This window comes from Streptomyces sp. NPDC044002, from assembly GCF_056434525.1.
The window spans coordinates 72,624-89,857 of the sequence record NZ_JBWKEZ010000023.1 but is presented as its reverse complement, the minus strand read 5'-3'; the positions used below and the strand labels follow the sequence as shown (position 1 = coordinate 89,857).

Genomic DNA, 17,234 nt, shown 5'->3' with positions numbered 1-17,234 from the left:
TAGTGCCCTTTATCGGGCGTGGGGGTTCAAGTCCCCCCTCGGACACAAACAGAAGGACCCCGCTGCGGCGGGGTCCTTCTTCGTTCCCCGGGGCGCTCCGGAAGCGGAGCAGGGCGTGGACCGGCGACCCCGGAATGTTTGGTAATGTTTTCCACGTCGCAACGGGCCGCAAGGAACGTGAGGCGCACACCCTGTCCGGGTGGCGGAATGGCAGACGCGCTAGCTTGAGGTGCTAGTGCCCTTTATCGGGCGTGGGGGTTCAAGTCCCCCCTCGGACACAAACAGAAGGACCCCGCTGCGGCGGGGTCCTTCTTCGTTCCCCGGGGCGTTCCGCAAGCGCGGGAACAGGGAACACGGAGAGGGCCCCCGGGCCGGGATCTCGGATCCCGGCCCGGGGGCCCTCTCGTACGGGCGGACCGGGTCAGTCGGCGGCGTTGGCGGACGCGAGCTCGGTGACGCGGCGGCGGACCAGGAACCAGCCGCCGACGAGGGCGGCGGCGATCGCCGGGAGGAACATGACCGTGGTGCGGCCGACGCCGCCGTCGCTCCACATCAGGACCAGGACGGCGACCAGGAAGACCAGGGTCACGATCTGCGTGTACGGGGCCCAGGGCAGGCGGTAGGACGGGCGCTCGACCAGGCCGTTCTTCGAGCGCTGCCAGAAGAACAGCGAACAGAGCATGACCATGGCCCAGGTGCCGAGGATGCCGATGGAGGCCAGGTTGAGGACGATCTCGAAGGCCTCGCCCGGCATCCAGTAGTTCAGGCCGACGCCCGCGACGCCGAAGGCGGCGGTGAAGAGCACGCCGCCGTAGGGGACCTTGCCCTTGTTCATGACGCCGGTGAACTTGGGGGCGGAGCCCGACATGGCCATCGAGCGCAGGATCCGGCCGGTGGAGTAGAGGCCGGAGTTCAGGCTGGACAGGGCCGCGGTCAGGACGACCAGGTTCATGATGCCGGCGGCGCCGGGGACGCCGAGCTTGTCGAAGACGGTGACGAAGGGGCTCTGGTCGGCCGAGTACGCGGTGTACGGGAGCAGCAGGGCCAGCAGGACCACGGAGCCGACGTAGAAGAGGCCCACGCGCCACATGATGGAGTTGATCGCCTTCGGCATGATCTTCTCGGGGTTCTCGGTCTCGCCGGCGGCGACGCCGCAGAGCTCGACGGAGGCGTAGGCGAAGACCACGCCCTGGACCACCAGGAGCATCGGCAGGACGCCGGAGGGGAAGATGCCGCCGTGGTCGGTGATGTTGGCCAGGCCCGGGGTGTTGCCGCCGATGTCGTGGCTGGTGGCGACGAGGTAGATGCCGACGATCAGGAAGACCACCAGGGCGGCGACCTTGACCAGGGAGAACCAGAACTCCATCTCGCCGAAGTACTTCACCGAGATCAGGTTCGCGGTGAGGACGACGGCCAGGGCGATGAAGGCGAGGACCCACTGGGGGACGTCGGTGAACATCGACCAGAAGTGCGCGTAGGTCGCGGCGGCGGTGATGTCGGCCACGGTGGTCGTGGACCAGTTGAGGAAGTACAGCCAGCCGGCCGTGTAGGCGCCCTTCTCCCCCATGAACTCGCGCGCGTACGAGACGAACGCGCCGGAGGACGGGCGGTAGAGGACGAGCTCGCCGAGGGCCCGGACCACGAAGAAGGCGAAGACGCCGCACACCGCGTAGGCGATGGCCAGGGAGGGGCCGGCGCCGGCGAGGCGGCCTCCGGCGCCGAGGAAGAGGCCGGTGCCTATCGCCCCGCCGATGGCGATCATGTTGATGTGGCGGGACTTGAGGTCCTTGCTGTAGCCCTCGTCACCGGCGTCGACGGGACGGCGGGACGGCTCGGCGGGGGCCTCGGCCAAGGTGCGATCACTCATGTGGGACTTCGCCTTCGTGGTTCGGTCAGGCAGGTCCGGCGGCCGCGTGCGGGGGAGCTAGGTGGTGTCCCCCGTATCGCGGTACCGGTGATTTTGTCGCCATAGGAGACCACGCGTCTGCGCAACCCGCCAAAATCGGCCACCGAACGCGGAAGCCCCCGGCGACCATGGAAACGGTCTCCGGGGGCTTCCCAGGGGTACGAATACGAGGACTGCGGGCGGTCAGGCGCCCGGTGCGGCGTCGGCGGCCTGGTCGAGGCGGAAGGCCTCGTTGCCCAGGCCGATCCGGGCGTGGGCCTCGGGGCGGCGGGACTTCAGGACCAGCCCGTGGACCAGTCCGCCCAGGGCGGCGACGGCGATGATCGCGGGCAGGGCCCAGCTCAGCGCGGAGCCCTGCTCGGCACCGACCAGGACGGCGAAGTCCTTGACGGTGTAGATGACGATGCCGACCAGGGCGAGGCCGGCCAGGCCGGCTGCGGCCAGGCGCCAGATCTGGGCGCCGGCGGTGCCGCGGCGGACGAAGAAGGCGATGACGGCGAAGGAGGCCGCGGCCATCAGGGCGGTCACGCCGAGGGCGCCGACGCTGCCCATCCAGGTGAACAGGTGCAGGACGGGGGCGGTGGGGTCGCCCGTCGGCGCGGAGTCGGTGACGGCGAAGACGAGGACGACGACGGCGGCGACGACGGTCTGCAGGAGGGAGCCGGTGGCGGGGGCGCCGGTGCCCGGGTTGGTGCGGCCGAAGCGGGCCGGGAGCAGGCCCTCGCGGCCCATCGCGAAGGCGTAGCGGGCGACCACGTTGTGGAAGCTGAGCATGGCCGCGAACATGCCGGTCACGAAGAGCACGTGCAGGACGTCGGTGAAGGCGGCGCCGAGGCGGCTCTGGGTGAGCTCGAAGAGCAGGCCGGGACCGGCCTCGGCGGAGGCCTTGACGATGCCGGCGGGGCCGGTGGCCACCGAGAGGGCCCAGGCGCTGAGGGCGAAGAAGAGGGCGACGAAGCCGATGGCGAGGAACATCACGCGGGAGACGACGATGTGCGGCTTGCTGGTCTCCTCGGCGTAGACCGGGGACTGCTCGAAGCCGACGAAGGCGGCGATGCAGAAGCACAGCGCGGTGCCGAGGCCGGCGCCTCCGAGGGTGGCCGGGTCGAAGGCGTCCAGGGAGAGGCCCTGGGGGCCGGGCTTGCCGAGGGCGGCGACGTCGAAGACGACGACGAGGGCGCACTCGATGAGGAGCAGGACGCCGAGCACTTTGGCGTTCAGGTCGATCTTGAGCCAGCCGAGCGCGCCGGTGGCGGCGACCGCGATCAGGGCCGGGATCCACCAGGCGATCTGGGTGTCGAGGTAGGTGGCGAAGAGGCCGGAGATCTCGAAGCCGAGGATGCCGTAGACGCCGACCTGCATGGCGCTGTACGCGACGAGGGCGACGAGGGAGGCGGAGGCGCCGGCGGTGGGCCCGAGGCCGCGGGCGATGTAGGCGTAGAAGGCGCCGGCGTTGTGGACGTGCCGGCTCATTTCGGCGTAGCCGATGCCGAACAGGGCGAGGACGACGCCGAGGATGACGAAGAGCAGCGGCTGGCCGACGATGCCCATGACCCCGAAGATCGTGGGCATGACACCTGCGACGACCATCAGGGGCGCGCTGGCGGCGAGGACGGAGAGCAGCAGTCCGGCGGTTCCGAGGCGGTCGGCGCGCAGGGCGCGGTCCTGGCCCTTGTAGGTGCGTATCTCGGCTGCGGAGTCGGCTGGGAGCGTGGTGGATCTGCCCGTCGGCATGGCAGGGTCCTTTCGGGGGTGACTGGTCAAGCGGTGCCGAGCGCGGCACTGCGCGCGGCGAGGAAGGCCTTGTGCGGATCGCGGTCCGGGTAGGACCAGGGGGCGCGGGTGGCATGGCTGCCGATGCGGTGGAAGAGGGCGGCCGCTTCGGCGGGGCGGCCTTCGCAGAGCTTGGCGTGGGCGAGGAAGTTGAGGTCGACCCGGTTGCGGGGGTGGTCCTCGCGCTCCCACTCCAGCCACCAGTCGAAGGCGGAGCGCAGCACCTGGCGGGCGCGGCGTCCGGTCCAGTGCTCGGCGGCGGCAGCGGCGGTGGCGCTGCCGCGGGCGGCGCCGAGGACGCGGAAGCGCTCGGCGTGGGCGATCACGGGCAGGACGGCGAGCGGCGAGTCGGCCGGGGACTCCTCGGCGGCCCAGGCGGCGAAGTCGTAGACCTCGTGGAGCGGGTCGTGGCCGGAGGCGGGGGCGCGTTCGGCGAGCTTGGCGACCATGAGGTGGTGGGCGTGGTGGTGCTCGCGGTGACGGGCCCGGACCTGGTCGAAGTGGCGGCTGAACTCCTCCTCGGTGCCGAAGGCGCGGGCGAGCATGAGGAGGCCGAGCCAGGGGGTGGGGTCGGCGGGGAGCAGTGCGGCGGCGCGGCGGCAGGCCGCGTCGGCGGCCTCGGGGCTGCCCTTGCCGCGCAGGGCGGTGGAGACGGTGGCGCAGGCGAGGAGGGTGGCGGCGTCGGCGCTGTCGGGTTCGGCGAGCAGCCATTCGTTGGCCCAGGCGGTGGCGGCCGGGGTCTCGGCGAGGACGACGAGGCGGTGGCCGCGGCGGTCCCAGTCGTCGCCGGTGGCGACGAGGAGGGCGCGGGCCTTGGCCCAGCGGCCCTGGGTGAACTGGCTCCGGACGCCGACGAGCTCGGTGTCGCACAGGGCGGGGTCGAAGAGCTGGGCGTCCCGCTTGCGGGCGCGGCCGAGGGGCGGCGGAGGCGGGGACATCCGCGGGTTCCCTCCAGGACGCGGGCGCGGGTGGACTGCGTACGCGGGGGTACGCACGGGGGCACGGGTGGGGCGGTTGGTTCGGGTGGTACGCGTGGGGTGCCGGCGGCGCGGCTTGATCGTGCCGGTGGTCAGTCCGGATGATCACGCACAGCAAACCGGTACGCACAGCTCCGCGTCAAGGTCCGGTCCACTGGGTGGCGCGTTTCAACTGGTGAGCAGAAGGGGCGAGTTGGGACGCAAGTGACGGTTCGAAATCCAGGTGTGACCTGGGAGGACGGTTCGTAGGGTGGGCGCATGACGATCTACGACGATCTGCGCCCCTTCGAGCTGGGCTTCCCGGGGGAACTGCGCGACACCCTGGTGGCCGCCGTACTGAGCGGGGCGAAGACCACGACAACGGGCCTGATGGGGTGGTACGAGACCGTGGGCGAGCCGCTGCCCCGGCCGGGCGAACGCATGGCGCTGGTGGACTCCGACGAGCGGCCGCTGGCCGTCGTGGAGGTGACGGACGTCCGGGTGCTGCGGCTGGCCGAGGTCGGTCTGCGCCATGCGCTGGACGAGGGCGAGGGTTACGCCTCGGTGGCCGAATGGCGCTCCGCGCACGAGGGGTTCTGGCACAGCGAGCCGCTGCGCGCGGAGCTGGGCGATCCGGCCTTCACCGTGGACGACGACACCCTGGTGGTCGCGGAGCGCTTCCGGATCCTCCGGGACGCCGTCTAACCGACCGCGCGGGCCGCCGCGCGGCCCGCGGCGCGGCCCGAGAAGACGCAGCCGCCGAGGAAGGTGCCTTCCAGCGCGCGGTAGCCGTGGACGCCCCCGCCGCCGAAGCCGGCGGCCTCGCCGGCCGCGTAGACGCCGGGCAGGGGGTCGCCGGAGGGGGTCAGGACGCGGGAGGACAGGTCGGTCTCCAGGCCCCCCAGGGACTTGCGGGTCAGGATCGAGAGCCGGACGGCGATCAGCGGGCCGGCGGCGGGGTCCAGGATGCGGTGCGGGGCGGCGGTGCGGATCAGCTTGTCGCCGAGGTACCTGCGCGCCCCGTGGATGGCCGTCACCTGGAGGTCCTTGGTGAAGGGGTTGGCGATCTCCCGGTCCCGGGCGGTGATCTCGCGGCGGACGGCGGCCTCGTCGAGGAGGTCCTCCTTGGTGAGCTCGTTCATCCGGCGGACCATCGCCGAGAGGTCCCGCTCCACGATGAAGTCCGCGCCGTGGTCCATGAAGGCCTTGACCGGTCCGGGGACGGCCTGCCGGGCCCGGTTGATCACCTCTCGGACGGACTTCCCCGTCAGGTCGGGGTTCTGCTCGGAGCCGGAGAGGCCGAACTCCTTGCCGATGATGCGCTGGTTGAGCACGAACCAGGTGTGGTCGTGACCGGTCCGCATGATGTGGTCGAGGGTGCCGAGGGTGTCGAAGCCGGGGAAGAGCGGTACGGGCAGCCGCTTGCCGGTGGCGTCGAGCCAGAGCGAGGAGGGGCCGGGCAGGATGCGGATGCCGTGCCGGGCCCAGATGGGGTTCCAGTTCTCGATGCCCTCGGTGTAGTGCCACATCCGGTCCTTGTTGATGTGGCTGGCCCCGGCGGCCTCGGCGATGCCCAGCATCAGGCCGTCGACGTGCGCGGGGACCCCGGAGAGCATCCGCGCGGGCGGGGTGCCGAGCCGCTGCGGCCACTGGGCGCGCACGAGGTCGTGGTTGCCGCCGATCCCGCCGCTGGTCACGATCACCGCCTGGGCCCGCAGGCTGAACGCGCCGACCGCCTCGCGGCTGCTCGCGGTGCCGCGTACGGCGTCCGAGGGGGCCAGTACCTCGCCGGTGACGGTGTCCAGGGCGCCGGCGGTGGCCGACAGCCCGGTCACGCGGTGGCGGAAGGCGAACCGGACCAGTCCGCGGGCCGCCCCGGTGCGGACCTTCCGCACGAAGGGCTCCAGCAGGCCGGGGCCGGTGCCCCAGGTGATGTGGAAGCGGGGCACGGAGTTGCCGTGGCCGTTGGCGTCGTAGCCGCCCCGTTCGGCCCAGCCGACCACCGGGAAGAAGCGCACCCCGCGGGAGTGCAGCCAGGACCGCTTCTCACCGGCCGCGAAGTCCACGTACGCCTCGGCCCAGCGGCGCGGCCAGGCGTCCTCCTCCCGGTCGAACCCGGCGGTGCCGAGCCAGTCCTGGAGGGCGAGCTCGCGGCTGTCCTTGATCCGCATGCGGCGCTGTTCGGGCGAGTCCACGAAGAACAGCCCGCCGAAGGACCAGTGCGCCTGGCCGCCGATGGACTGCTCCGGCTCCTGGTCGAGGAGGATCACCCTGCGGCCCGCGTCGACGAGCTCGGCGGTGGCCACGAGGCCCGCGAGGCCCGCTCCGATCACGATCACGTCAGCGTCGTACGTCATGCCTGCCGGTCCTCCGGTCGGTCGGTGGTGGGGCAGATCCTTGGCTACGGAGCGGTAACCAGTCAACAGCGGTGGTTGGATGGCTTCATGGATCCCGCTGACGAGGTACTGGACGTGGTGGACCGGGACGACCGGGTCGTCGGGCGGGCGCCCCGGGGCGAGGTGTACCGCCGGGGGCTGCTCCACCGGTGCGTGTTCGTCCTGGCCAGGGACGCGCGGGGGCGGGTCTTCGTGCACCGCCGGACCGCGTCGAAGCTGGTCTTCCCCTCGTACTACGACATGTTCGTGGGCGGAGTGCTGGGCGCCGGGGAGGCGTACGCGGACGCCGCGCTGCGGGAGGCCGGGGAGGAGCTCGGGGTGAGCGGGCTGCCGGGGCCGGAGCCGCTGTTCAAGTTCCTCTACGAGGGTCCGGGCGGCGGCTGGTGGTCGTACGTGCACGAGGTGCGGTGCACCCTGCCGGTGGCCCCGCAGGCCTCGGAGGTGGACTGGCACACCTGGCTGCCGCAGGAGGAGCTGGACCGGCGGGTCGCGGACGGGGACTGGGCGTGGGTGCCGGACGGGCTGGAGGCGTACCGGCGGCTGCGCGCCTTCCGGGAGGGCGGGGCCCTTCCCCGGGGCGGGACCCAGGCCGCGCCGGGTTCGTGACGGGGACGTAAATTGGCCATGTGATCGACTTCGTCAAGGACGTGCGCCTCTGGTTCGCACCGGAGCGGGTGCGGGACGAGGGCGAGACGCCGGACTACCGCTTCTCCCTCGCCAACGAGCGGACCTTCCTCGCCTGGATACGCACCGCGCTGGCGCTGGTCGGCGGCGGGTTCGCGGTGGACCAGTTCCTGCCGGACCTGCGGTGGGGGGTGCGGGTCGGGATGGCCTTCGCGCTGCTGGCGGTGGGGGCGGCGTGCGCGCTGCGGGCCGTGAACCACTGGGTGCGGTGCGAGCGGGCCATGCGGCGGGGCGAGGACCTGCCGGTGTCCCGGTTCCCGGTGGTGCTGAGCCTGGGCGTGGGACTGGTGGCGGCGGCGATGGTGGTGGTCGTGCTGCTGGGCTGGACGGCCGGACGGTGACCCGCCCCGGTACGGCGGCCCGCGACGCGGGGTTGCAGCCCGAGCGGACGCGGCTGGCGTGGCGGCGTACGACGCTGGCCTGCTCGGTCACGGCGGTGCTGGCGCTGCGGCAGGCCCTGCACGGGACCGGTTCGCGGGTGGAGCTGGCCGGGGTGGCGGTGATCGCGCTGATCTGGGTCGCGTTCCTGTGGGTGGCGCACGTACGGGTCCGGGAGCTGGCCGGGGCACGGCCGGCGGGGCTGTCGCCCCGGGTGGCTCTGGGGGCGGTGCTGTGCTCGGTGGGCCTGGCGGTGTTCGCGATGGCGGTCATCGTCTGAGGCGGGTGGCCGGCGGCCGGGTGGCCAGGCGGCCAGGTGGCCGGGCCGTCCGGACAATGCGATGGCCCTACGGTCCCATTAGGGCCGCGCCACGGGGACGGAACGGGCGAACCCGGAGGTTCCGCACTAGCCTCGGCCGCATGACGACCCTGCACCAGGAACACCCCACGCACGCCCACGAGCACGGCCCCGGCTGCGGGCACACGGCGGTCGAGCACGGCGACCACCTGGACTACGCGCACGACGGCCACCTGCACCGGCAGCACTCGGGGCACTGGGACGAGTGCGAGACCTCCGAGCACGCCCCGCACGAGGGGCACGACCACCGGCACGGCGAGGGCTGCGGGCACGACGCGGTCCCGCACGGCGACCACCTCGACTACCTGCACGACGGACACCGGCACGCCGGGCACGACGGCCACTACGACGACCACTGACGGTCCGCGGCCACCCCCGGCCGTCCCGGCCCGCCCCCGCTCTCCCCGGCCCGGCCCCCGGCTGACAGGATGCTGACCGCCTGTCACAGCGATCCGGGGAGAGCGTCCATGACCGTCGAAGAGCCGTACGTCGTCCAGCCCGCGGCCGGGGTGCACGCCTACGTCCAGCCCGACGGGGGCTGGTGCCTGAACAACGCCGGCTGGATCAGCGACGGCGGGCGCACCCTGCTCGTCGACACCGCCGCCACCGAGCGGCGCGCACTGGCCCTGCGCGAGGCCGTCGCGGCGTCCGGGGTGCCGCTGCCCCGGACCGTGGTCAACACCCACCACCACGGCGACCACACCTACGGCAACGCCACGTTCGCCCCCGAGGCCGTGATCGTCGGCCACGACAACGCGCGCGCCGAGCAGCTCGCCGCCGGGCACCAGCTGGAGCTGATCTGGCCCGCGACCGACTTCGGGGCGATAGAGATCACCGCCCCCGACCTCACGTACTCCGACCGGCTGACGCTGCACGTCGGGGACACCGAGGTGCGGGTGATCCACCCGGGCGTGGCGCACACCACCGGGGACTCGGTCGTGTGGCTGCCCCGCCAGCGGGTGGTGTTCACCGGCGACCTGGTCTTCGCCGGCGGCACCCCGTTCCTGGCGATGGGCTCCCTCGCCGGTTCGCTGCGCGCGCTGGAGCTGCTGCGCTCGCTGGGCGCGGAGACGGTCGTACCGGGGCACGGGCCGCTGACCGACGCCTCCGCGTACGACGCGACCGAGCGCTACCTGCGGTACGTGGCCCAGCTGGCCGGGGAGGGCCGGGAGAAGGGGCTGACCCCGCTGCAGGCGGCGCAGGGGGCGGACCTCGGGGAGTTCGCGGCCTGGCGGGAGAGCGAGCGGCTGGTGGCCAACCTGCACCGGGCGTACGCCGAGCTGGCCGGGGAGCCGGAGGGGGCGCCGCTGGACATCATGGCGGTGCTGCGGGACATGACGGTGATGAACGGCGGGACGCCGATCCTGTGCCACGCGTGAGCTGAGCGAGGCCGGCCGGAGGGATTCTTCCGGCCACCCCCTGGACGGCATACCGACTGGTCGGCATGATGGCCCCGGACCGAGAATCCCGTCGTCGACTCGTACGGAGGCGCGCGCCATGACCCCAGCCGAGACCCCAGCCGATCCCCGAGGCCTCGATCTGCGGAGGCTGCGCGGCCATCTGGACGCCGCGCGGCCCGGGCTCACGGCGGGGCCGCTGAGCGGCCGGCTGATCGAGGGGGGCCGGTCGAACCTGACGTACGCGGTCACCGACGGCACCTCCCGCTGGGTGGTGCGGCGCCCGCCGCTGGGGCACGTCCTGGCCACCGCGCACGACATGCGCCGCGAGCACCGGGTGATCTCGGCCCTGCACGGGACGGCCGTGCCGGTGCCCGAGCCGCTGCTGCTGTGCGAGGACGAGGAGGTGCTGGGGGCGCCGTTCTACGTCATGGAGCACGTGGACGGGACCCCGTACCGGACCGCCGGGCAGCTCGCTGAGCTCGGCCCCGAGCGCACCCGGCGGGCGGTGCTGGGCCTGGTGGACACCCTGGTCGACCTGCACGCGGTGGACGCGGACGCGGTGGGCCTGGGTGATTTCGGCCGGCCCGAGGGCTTCCTGGACCGGCAGCTGCGCCGCTGGGGGAAGCAGCTCGCGGCCTCCCGGGGCCGGGAGCTCGCTGGGATCGACGAGCTGCACGGGGCGCTGGGACGGGCCCTGCCGCACTCCCCCGCGCCGACCGTGGTGCACGGGGACTTCCGGCTGGACAACGTCCTGATCGGCGGGCCGGACGACACGGTCCGGGCGGTGCTGGACTGGGAGATGTCCACGCTGGGCGATCCGCTGACGGACCTCGGCCTGCTGGTGATGTACAGCTCCGACCTGGGCCTGGCCGATTCCCCGGTCAGCACGACGAGCGGGGCGCCCGGCCACCCGGCGCCCGCCGAGCTCGTCGAGCGGTACGCCGCCCGCTCGGGGCGGGACACCGCGTCGATCGCCTGGTACACGGCCTTCGCCTGGTTCAAGCTCGCCGTGATCCTCGAAGGCATCCACTACCGGTACGTGCTCGGGCAGACGGTCGGCGCGGGCTTCGACCGGATCGGCGAACTCGTCCCGGTCTTCATCGAGCACGGACTGACCACCCTCCAGGAAGGCTGAGGAGCCGCACGGCATGGACTTCGCATTCGACACCCGGACCGAGGAACTCCGCGGGCGGCTGCTCGCGTTCATGGAGGAGTACGTCTACCCGGCGGAAGCCGTCGCCGCCGAGCAGCGCGCACGGCTGGCCTCGCCCTGGGACACCCCGGCCGTCTTCGGTGAACTGAAGGCCGAGGCGCGCCGCCAGGGGCTGTGGAACCTCTTCCTTCCCGATGCCGAGTACGGTGCCGGGCTGACCAACCTCCAGTACGCCCCGCTCGCCGAGATCACCGGCCGCAGCCCGCACCTGGCGCCGATGGCCACCAACTGCGCGGCCCCGGACACCGGGAACATGGAGCTGCTCGCGCAGTTCGGCGACGAGGCGCAGAAGAAGCAGTGGCTGGAGCCGCTGCTGGCCGGGGAGATCCGCTCCGCCTTCGCGATGACCGAGCCCGAGGTGGCCTCCTCGGACGCGTCGAACATCGAGACGCGCATCGAGCGCGACGGCGACTCGTACGTGGTCACGGGGCGCAAGTGGTACATCTCGGGAGCGATGAACCCGGACTGCAAGGTCTTCATCGTGATGGGCAAGACCGACCCGGACGGCGCCGATCCGCGCCGCCGGCAGTCGATGATGCTGGTCCCGCGCGACACCCCGGGCGTGGAGGTGCGCCGGGCGATGACGGTGTACGGGTACGCGGACCACGACCACGGCGGCCACGCCGAGGTGGTCTTCGACGGGGCCCGGGTCCCGGCGGGGAACCTGATCGGCGGGGAGGGCGCCGGCTTCGCCATCGCCCAGGCCCGGCTCGGTCCGGGCCGGATCCACCACTGCATGCGGCTGATCGGGATGGCGGAGCGGGCCGTGGAGCTGATGTGCCGGCGCGCGGTGGCGCGTACGGCCTTCGGGAAGGAGCTGGCCGCGCAGGGCGTCGTGCAGAACTGGATCGCGGACGCCCGGGTCACCATCGAGCAGCTGCGGCTGCTGGTGCTGAAGACGGCCTGGCTGATGGACACGGTCGGCAACCGGGGCGCGCACACCGAGATCCAGGCCATCAAGATCGCGACCCCGCGCGCGGTCGTGGGGATCCTGGACCAGGCGGTGCAGTTGCACGGCGCGGGCGGGGTCAGCCAGGACTTCCCGCTCGCCGAACTGTGGGCGGCGGCGCGGACCCTGCGCCTGGCGGACGGGCCGGACGAGGTGCACCAGCGTTCGCTGGCGCACCGCGAGCTGCGGCCGTACCGGGTCTGACCCGGCCGCGCGCCGCGGGGCATGCCCTGCGGCGCGCGGCGGGCGGCACCCGGTGCGGGTTCAGCGCGACCGGTGGGGACGCGCGGAGTCGGACACCGCGTGTGAAACCGTCGACGGCCGTCCGTCGGCCTCCCGTGGTCCCGGAACCGGATCGGACGTCACGACGGATCACGCGCCGGCGGAGCTGCGGGAGGCCGTGGAGGGGCCGGACGCCGTGGGGAGGCCGGACGCCGCCGCGATGACCTCGTCCAGGACCTCGCGGGAGCGCAGGAGGTCGCCGATCATCCGGTCGATGCGGTCCCGTTCGCCGGACAGTTCGGCCACCAGGGCCGGGGTGGCGCGCACCGAGGGGCCGCCGTCCTCGTCGCGCATGCAGGGCAGGATCTGCCTGATCCTGGAGCTGTTCAGGCCGGCCGCGTAGAGCTCCTGGATCCGGATGACCCGGTCGACGGCCCGCTCGGGGAAGTCCCGGTGGCCGCCGGGCGTCCGGTCGGACGCCAGCAGGCCCTGCTCCTCGTAGTAGCGCAGCGAACGCTCACCGACCCCGGTGCGCGCCGCCAGTTCACCGATCCGCACGGCCACCTCCCGGGCTCCCGCCCTTGAACTTGACACCGGTGTCAGGTTCTACGGTACCGGCATGACGCAGACACGACAGACCCCCGCCGCATCCCGCCTCTTCGAACCCGCCCGCCTCGGCGGCCTGGAGCTGTCCAGCCGCCTGGTGATGGCCCCGCTGACCCGCAATCGCGCCGGGGCCGACGGGGTGCCCGGAGAGCTCATGGCCATCCACTACGCGCAGCGCGCCTCGGCCGGCCTGATCATCGCCGAGGGCACCACCCCGAACGCCGTCGGGCAGACCTACCCGCACATCCCCGGCATCCACACCCCGGCCCAGATCGCCGGGTGGCGCCGGGTCACCGACGCCGTGCACGCCGCCGGCGGGCGGATGTTCCTCCAGCTCCAGCACGGCGGCCGGGTCGGGCACCCCGCCACCAGCGGGCACGTACCGCTCGCCCCGTCCGCCGTGCGCTTCCCGGAGCCGCTGCAGACCCCGGGCGGGCTCCGGGAGGGCGTCACACCCCGGGTGATGAGCGAGGAGGACGTCCGCTCCACCATCGCCGACTTCGCGAGCGCCGCACTGGGCGCCGTCGAGGCGGGCTTCGACGGGGTCGAGGTGCACTCGGCCAACGGCCACCTGCTCCACCAGTTCCTCGCCGGGAACACCAACCTGCGCACCGACGCGTGGGGCGGGTCCGTCGCGAACCGGATCCGGTTCCCCGTCGAGGTGGTCCGGGCCGTCGCCGAGGCCGTCGGGCCGGAGCGGGTCGGCGTACGGATCTCCCCCGGGACGAACGTCAACGGCGTACGGGAGGACGACACCGAGCTGCTCTACCCGGCGCTGGTCGCGGCCCTCGCGGAGGTGGGGCCGGCCTACCTGCACCAGGTCCACGCCGACCCGGACCAGCCCCTCTTCGCCGAGATCCGCAGGGCCTGGCCCGGCACCCTGATCGCCAACCCCCGGCTCTCCCACGAGGAACTCGCCGCCGACGCGGGCCGGCCGGCGGGCGAGCGGCTGCTGGCCGCGGGCGCCGACCTGGTCGCGCTGGGGCGGGGCTTCCTGGCCAACCCCGACCTGGTGGAACGGCTGCGCACGGGCGCGCCGCTCAACGCGCTCCGCCCGGAGTTCCTGATGCACGTACAGGGGGCCGAGGGCTACAACGACTACCCGGCGCTGGCCCCCGCCCTCGCCTAGGGGCGCAGGGAGCGCAGCAGTAGGTCGGCGAGGTGGTCGGCGACCTGGTGCGGGGTGAGCGGGCCGTCCGTGCGGTACCAGGTGGACAGGTGGTGCACGGAGCCGAAGTAGTAGTCGACCACCAGGTCGGCGGGCGTGGCCGTGGCGAAGACCCCGCCGCGCATGCCTTCCTCGACCAGGGCCCGGAACCGCTCGTGGTAGCGCCGGCGCTCGGCCCGTACCTGCTTGTACTTCTCGGGGCTGAGCTGGTGCATCGACCGGAAGAAGATCATCGCGTCGTCGAGGTTCTCGATGGTGGTGACCACGACGTCGGCCGCGGCCGCGCGGAGCCGCTCCTCGACGGGGGCGTCGGAGTCGGCCACGGCGTCGAGCCGCTGCTGCTGGAGGCGCAGCATCCGCGCGTACACCTCGTGCAGCAGGTCGTCCTTGGAGCCGAAGTAGTGGTAGAGGGCGCCCTTGGTCACCCCGGCCGCCTCGACGATCTCCTGGACGGAGGTGCGGTCGTAGCCGCGTTCGGCGAAGAGCCGGGTGGCGACGGCCAGCAGCCGCTGCGGCACCGGGGTCTCCCGGTTTCCGTCCTCGGGGCCCTCGGTGGTCCTGGCGGCCATGGCGCTCGCCTTCCTCTCCTGATCCTCCGACTGTTTTCAGCCGCGGTCGCGCAATTCTCGTCGCAGGATCTTGCCACTGGTGGTCTGCGGAAGGACAGGCAGGATCTCGACCTGGCGCGGGTACTTGTACGCGGCCAGGCGGTCGGCGCAGTACGCGGCGAGTTCCGCCGGCTCGGCCGAGGCCCCCGGCCGCAGGCTCACGTACGCCTTCACCGTCTCCCCCCGGTAGGGGTCGGGCACGCCGACCACGGCCGCCTCGCGTACGGCGGGGTGGCTGTAGAGCACGTCCTCCACCTCCCGGGGCCAGACCTTGAACCCGGAGGTGTTGATCATGTCCTTCTTGCGGTCGACGACGTAGAGCCAGCCGTCGGGGTCCATGAACCCGATGTCCCCGGTGCGCAGTTCGCCGTCCGGGAAGGCGGCGGCGGTGGCGTCGGGCAGCCCCCAGTAGCCGGGGACGACCTGCGGCCCGCGCACGGCTATCTCGCCGGTCTCCCCGAGCGGGAGCTCGGCGCCGTGCTCGTCGAGGATCCGTACGAGGGTCTGCGCGCCGGGGACACCGACGGAGAGGGTGCCGGTGGCGGGGTCGACGGGCGCTTCGAGGTGGGCGGGGACCGAGGCGCAGGGGGCGGTGCACTCGGTGAGGCCGTAGCCGTTGCGCAGGTAGAACCCGTAGGAGGCGCGGAGGCGTTCGACGAGGGCGGGCGGGAGGGGTGCGCCGCCGGAGGAGAGCACCTGGAAGGAGGCGAAGTGGTCCCGGGTGGCGTCGGGGTGCGCGGCGAGGGCCGTGAAGGCGGTGGCCGGGCCGATGGCGTAGGCGGGGCGGTGTTCGAGGAAGGCGTCGAGGACGACCCCGGGGTGGAAGCGGTGCGTGAGGACGAGGGTGCCGGCGTTGACGAAGCAGGCGGCGAGCTCGCAGACCAGGCCGGTGATGTGGAAGAGCGGGGCGAGCGCGAAGTACCCGGCGCCCTCGGGGACGGGGTGGCCGGTGACCTGCCGGGTGGCGTTGTAGGTGATCGCCCCGTGCGGGTTCATGGCGCCCTTGGGGGTGCCGGAGGTGCCGGAGGTGTAGCTGATGAGGGCGGTGTCGGCGGCGGCGAGCCGGGGATCCGCCGGAGCGGGGTGCCCCTGCCGGGCCACGCCGACCAGATCAGCGGCATCCGGCCCCGCCGGCGTTCGAGGCGCGGGGGTGCGGGGGCGGAGCCCCCCGGCTTGTGGAGCCGCGCCGGCGACTGAGGCGGGAACGGTGGAAGGGCGGGTAGGGGACGGCTCCGCGCAGCGGGACCCGGCGGCCGGGAAGGCCCGGGGGTCGTTGCGGGTCTGGAAGTCGGTGGGCCGGGCCGTCAGGACCGTGCGGACGGCGGAGTCGGACACCGCCTCGCGCAGGTACTCCTCCCACGCCCCCGCCCCGCACACCAGCGCCACCGCCCCGGAATCCCGCAGGACGTGCCCGGCCTCCCCCGCCTTGTACATCGGGTTCACCGGGACGACCACCGCCCCGGCCTTCCACGCGCCCAGCACCGCGAGCACGAAGTGCGGGGTGTTCTGCAGCATGACCGCCACCCGGTCGCCCCGCCCGACCCCCCGCCCCGCGAGGTACCCGGCGAGGGAGTCGGACAGCGCGTCGGCCTCGGCGTAGGAGATCCGGCCGTCGAAATACGCGAGGGCCGTGCGCCCCGGCGCCCGGGCCGCGGCGGCCCGGAAGGCGTCCGCCACGCTCGCCGGCGGCGTCACCGGATCCAGCTGGGCGGGGCTGAGCCGGCCCAGCCACGGCCGGGCGGCGTACGGCGACCCGGAGGGGGCCGTCACGAGCCCTCCCACTTGCGCTGGAGGCGGTTCATTCCACGCAGCCACCGCTCGGGGTCGCTCGCGCGGGCGGCGTGGAAGTCCGCCACCTCGGGGTGCGGGAGGATCAAGAACCGGCCCTTCTCCATGCCGTCGAACAGTGCTTCGGCGACCGTTTCCGGCTCGATCGCGGTCGGCGCCAGGACCAGCTCCCCCGCCGAACCGGAGGCGGTCAGCATGTCGGTGCGCACCCCCTGCGGGCAGATGGCGTGGACCTGGACGCCCCGGTGGCGGTAGGTCAGCGACAGCCATTCCGCGAAGGCGAGGGCACCGTGCTTGGTGACACTGTACGGGGCCGCTCCGATCATGGTCAGCAGCCCGGCGGCGGAGACCGTGGACACGAAGCGGCCGCTGCCGCGCTCCAGCCAGCCGGGCAGCAGGGCCCGCGCGGCCCGTACGTGCGCCATGACGTTGGTGTCCCAGGCGGCCTCCCAGACGGCCTCGTCGGCGAAGGCGTCGCCGCCCGAGGCGAGTCCGGCGTTGGCGCAGTACACGTCGACCGTGCCGCCGAGGGCCTCGCGGGCCTCCCCGACGACCGCGGAGGCGTCGCCGGGGACGGCGATCGCCCGGGCTCCGGTCGCGGCGATGGCCCCGGCCACGGAGGCGGCCTTGGCGGCGTCGAGGTCGTTGACGACGACGGTGGCCCCCTCGGCGGCGAAGCGGTGGGCGAGGGCCGCGCCGATGCCGCCGCCCGCGCCGGTGACGACGACTCGCTGGTCCTGGTACGCGCTCGCGCTCACGTGGGTCACCTTTCGTCACTGCCAACTGCCGACTGAAGACCGCCGGCCGGAGCGGCCGGATCCCGGCAGAC

Annotated in this window: 17 protein-coding genes and 1 tRNA gene; 10 read left to right on the top strand and 8 right to left on the bottom strand. The window is 73.3% G+C overall.

All coding sequences use genetic code 11. From position 1 onward, the window contains the following. The first annotated feature begins 193 nt into the window (after positions 1–193). Positions 194–278 (top strand) — tRNA-Leu (locus tag AC07A6_RS19120). Positions 279–421: 143 nt separating this feature from the next. On the opposite strand, the gene AC07A6_RS19115 is transcribed toward AC07A6_RS19120, so the two are convergent. The 3 genes from AC07A6_RS19115 to AC07A6_RS19105 all read right to left on the bottom strand — a co-directional run bounded on the left by AC07A6_RS19115 (position 422) and on the right by AC07A6_RS19105 (position 4,617). Beyond that, positions 422–1,867: an amino acid permease gene (locus AC07A6_RS19115; RefSeq protein WP_362456253.1), complete on the bottom strand. Its 1,446-nt coding sequence runs from the start codon at positions 1,865–1,867 to the stop codon at positions 422–424. A gap of 222 nt (positions 1,868–2,089) precedes the next feature. Further along, positions 2,090–3,640, bottom strand: a complete 1,551-nt coding sequence (locus AC07A6_RS19110) for an APC family permease (RefSeq protein WP_478777805.1) — start codon at positions 3,638–3,640, stop codon at positions 2,090–2,092. Positions 3,641–3,666: 26 nt separating this feature from the next. Then, positions 3,667–4,617 (bottom strand): hypothetical protein, encoded by a 951-nt coding sequence (locus AC07A6_RS19105; protein ID WP_478777804.1) that lies wholly within the window; start codon positions 4,615–4,617, stop codon positions 3,667–3,669. A 297-nt stretch (positions 4,618–4,914) separates the two neighbouring features. On the opposite strand from AC07A6_RS19105, the gene AC07A6_RS19100 reads away from it, so the two are divergent. Continuing rightward, positions 4,915–5,340, top strand: coding sequence for an ASCH domain-containing protein (locus AC07A6_RS19100; RefSeq protein WP_362456245.1), 426 nt, complete (start codon positions 4,915–4,917; stop codon positions 5,338–5,340). Here the strand turns inward: AC07A6_RS19100 and AC07A6_RS19095 are convergent. Beyond that, a complete protein-coding gene (locus tag AC07A6_RS19095) occupies positions 5,337–6,992 on the bottom strand; it encodes an FAD-binding dehydrogenase (RefSeq protein WP_478777803.1) in 1,656 nt (551 codons plus the stop codon). The two genes, AC07A6_RS19100 and AC07A6_RS19095, sit on opposite strands and share 4 nt — an antisense overlap. An 87-nt stretch (positions 6,993–7,079) precedes the next feature. Between AC07A6_RS19095 and AC07A6_RS19090 the strand changes: the two genes are divergently transcribed. The 7 genes from AC07A6_RS19090 (at position 7,080) to AC07A6_RS19060 (ending at position 12,217) form a co-directional block, all read left to right on the top strand. After that, complete coding sequence (locus AC07A6_RS19090; protein WP_478777802.1) at positions 7,080–7,637, top strand: NUDIX hydrolase; 558 nt, start codon at positions 7,080–7,082, stop codon at positions 7,635–7,637. Positions 7,638–7,657: 20 nt separating this feature from the next. Next, positions 7,658–8,056 (top strand): YidH family protein, encoded by a 399-nt coding sequence (locus AC07A6_RS19085; RefSeq protein WP_007263218.1) that lies wholly within the window; start codon positions 7,658–7,660, stop codon positions 8,054–8,056. After that, on the top strand, positions 8,053–8,373 hold the full coding sequence (locus AC07A6_RS19080) for a DUF202 domain-containing protein (RefSeq protein WP_362456236.1): 321 nt from the start codon (positions 8,053–8,055) through the stop codon (positions 8,371–8,373). Before AC07A6_RS19085 ends, AC07A6_RS19080 begins: the two co-directional genes overlap by 4 nt. A 140-nt stretch (positions 8,374–8,513) precedes the next feature. After that, entirely contained in the window at positions 8,514–8,810 is a 297-nt protein-coding gene (locus AC07A6_RS19075; protein ID WP_362456233.1) for a hypothetical protein, read from the top strand. Between the two features lie 108 nt (positions 8,811–8,918). Beyond that, positions 8,919–9,830: an MBL fold metallo-hydrolase gene (locus AC07A6_RS19070; RefSeq protein ID WP_478777801.1), complete on the top strand. Its 912-nt coding sequence runs from the start codon at positions 8,919–8,921 to the stop codon at positions 9,828–9,830. Positions 9,831–9,948: 118 nt separating this feature from the next. Beyond that, a complete protein-coding gene (locus tag AC07A6_RS19065) occupies positions 9,949–10,986 on the top strand; it encodes a phosphotransferase family protein (RefSeq protein ID WP_362456227.1) in 1,038 nt (345 codons plus the stop codon). Positions 10,987–10,999: 13 nt separating this feature from the next. After that, positions 11,000–12,217 carry an acyl-CoA dehydrogenase family protein gene (locus AC07A6_RS19060; RefSeq protein ID WP_478777800.1) on the top strand — a complete coding sequence of 406 codons (1,218 nt, stop codon included), beginning with the start codon at positions 11,000–11,002 and terminating at the stop codon, positions 12,215–12,217. 168 nt (positions 12,218–12,385) lie between these two features. Here the strand turns inward: AC07A6_RS19060 and AC07A6_RS19055 are convergent, their stop codons facing one another. After that, the gene (locus AC07A6_RS19055; protein ID WP_478777799.1) at positions 12,386–12,793 is read right to left on the bottom strand and encodes a MerR family transcriptional regulator; all 408 of its coding nucleotides are present in this window, start codon (positions 12,791–12,793) and stop codon (positions 12,386–12,388) included. A 61-nt stretch (positions 12,794–12,854) separates the two neighbouring features. Between AC07A6_RS19055 and AC07A6_RS19050 the strand changes: the two genes are divergently transcribed. After that, positions 12,855–13,970 carry an alkene reductase gene (locus tag AC07A6_RS19050; RefSeq protein WP_478777798.1) on the top strand — a complete coding sequence of 372 codons (1,116 nt, stop codon included), beginning with the start codon at positions 12,855–12,857 and terminating at the stop codon, positions 13,968–13,970. Here AC07A6_RS19050 and AC07A6_RS19045 read toward each other — a convergent pair. Genes AC07A6_RS19045 through AC07A6_RS19035 form a run of 3 tightly spaced genes read right to left on the bottom strand, consistent with a single transcriptional unit; the run spans position 13,967 to position 17,163 of the window. Further along, positions 13,967–14,578 (bottom strand): TetR/AcrR family transcriptional regulator, encoded by a 612-nt coding sequence (locus AC07A6_RS19045; RefSeq protein WP_007263226.1) that lies wholly within the window; start codon positions 14,576–14,578, stop codon positions 13,967–13,969. The two genes, AC07A6_RS19050 and AC07A6_RS19045, sit on opposite strands and share 4 nt — an antisense overlap. Before the next feature lie 36 nt (positions 14,579–14,614). After that, positions 14,615–16,387 carry an AMP-binding protein gene (locus AC07A6_RS19040; protein WP_478777797.1) on the bottom strand — a complete coding sequence of 591 codons (1,773 nt, stop codon included), beginning with the start codon at positions 16,385–16,387 and terminating at the stop codon, positions 14,615–14,617. Further along, positions 16,384–17,163 (bottom strand): SDR family NAD(P)-dependent oxidoreductase, encoded by a 780-nt coding sequence (locus tag AC07A6_RS19035; protein WP_362468594.1) that lies wholly within the window; start codon positions 17,161–17,163, stop codon positions 16,384–16,386. The genes AC07A6_RS19040 and AC07A6_RS19035 overlap by 4 nt, the downstream gene beginning before the upstream one ends. Positions 17,164–17,234: the final 71 nt, after the last annotated feature.

Bases quoted from the DNA above. Each gene is read 5' to 3' on its own strand.
- AC07A6_RS19115 (WP_362456253.1), bottom strand. From the start codon at position 1,867: ATGAGTGATCGCACCTTGGCCGAGGCCCCCGCCGAGCCGTCCCGCCGT.
- AC07A6_RS19090 (WP_478777802.1), top strand. From the start codon at position 7,080: ATGGATCCCGCTGACGAGGTACTGGACGTGGTGGACCGGGACGACCGG.
- AC07A6_RS19100 (WP_362456245.1), top strand. From the start codon at position 4,915: ATGACGATCTACGACGATCTGCGCCCCTTCGAGCTGGGCTTCCCGGGG.
- AC07A6_RS19105 (WP_478777804.1), bottom strand. From the start codon at position 4,617: ATGTCCCCGCCTCCGCCGCCCCTCGGCCGCGCCCGCAAGCGGGACGCC.
- AC07A6_RS19050 (WP_478777798.1), top strand. From the start codon at position 12,855: ATGACGCAGACACGACAGACCCCCGCCGCATCCCGCCTCTTCGAACCC.
- AC07A6_RS19095 (WP_478777803.1), bottom strand. From the start codon at position 6,992: ATGACGTACGACGCTGACGTGATCGTGATCGGAGCGGGCCTCGCGGGC.
- AC07A6_RS19110 (WP_478777805.1), bottom strand. From the start codon at position 3,640: ATGCCGACGGGCAGATCCACCACGCTCCCAGCCGACTCCGCAGCCGAG.
- AC07A6_RS19045 (WP_007263226.1), bottom strand. From the start codon at position 14,578: ATGGCCGCCAGGACCACCGAGGGCCCCGAGGACGGAAACCGGGAGACC.
- AC07A6_RS19065 (WP_362456227.1), top strand. From the start codon at position 9,949: ATGACCCCAGCCGAGACCCCAGCCGATCCCCGAGGCCTCGATCTGCGG.
- AC07A6_RS19060 (WP_478777800.1), top strand. From the start codon at position 11,000: ATGGACTTCGCATTCGACACCCGGACCGAGGAACTCCGCGGGCGGCTG.
- AC07A6_RS19075 (WP_362456233.1), top strand. From the start codon at position 8,514: ATGACGACCCTGCACCAGGAACACCCCACGCACGCCCACGAGCACGGC.
- AC07A6_RS19070 (WP_478777801.1), top strand. From the start codon at position 8,919: ATGACCGTCGAAGAGCCGTACGTCGTCCAGCCCGCGGCCGGGGTGCAC.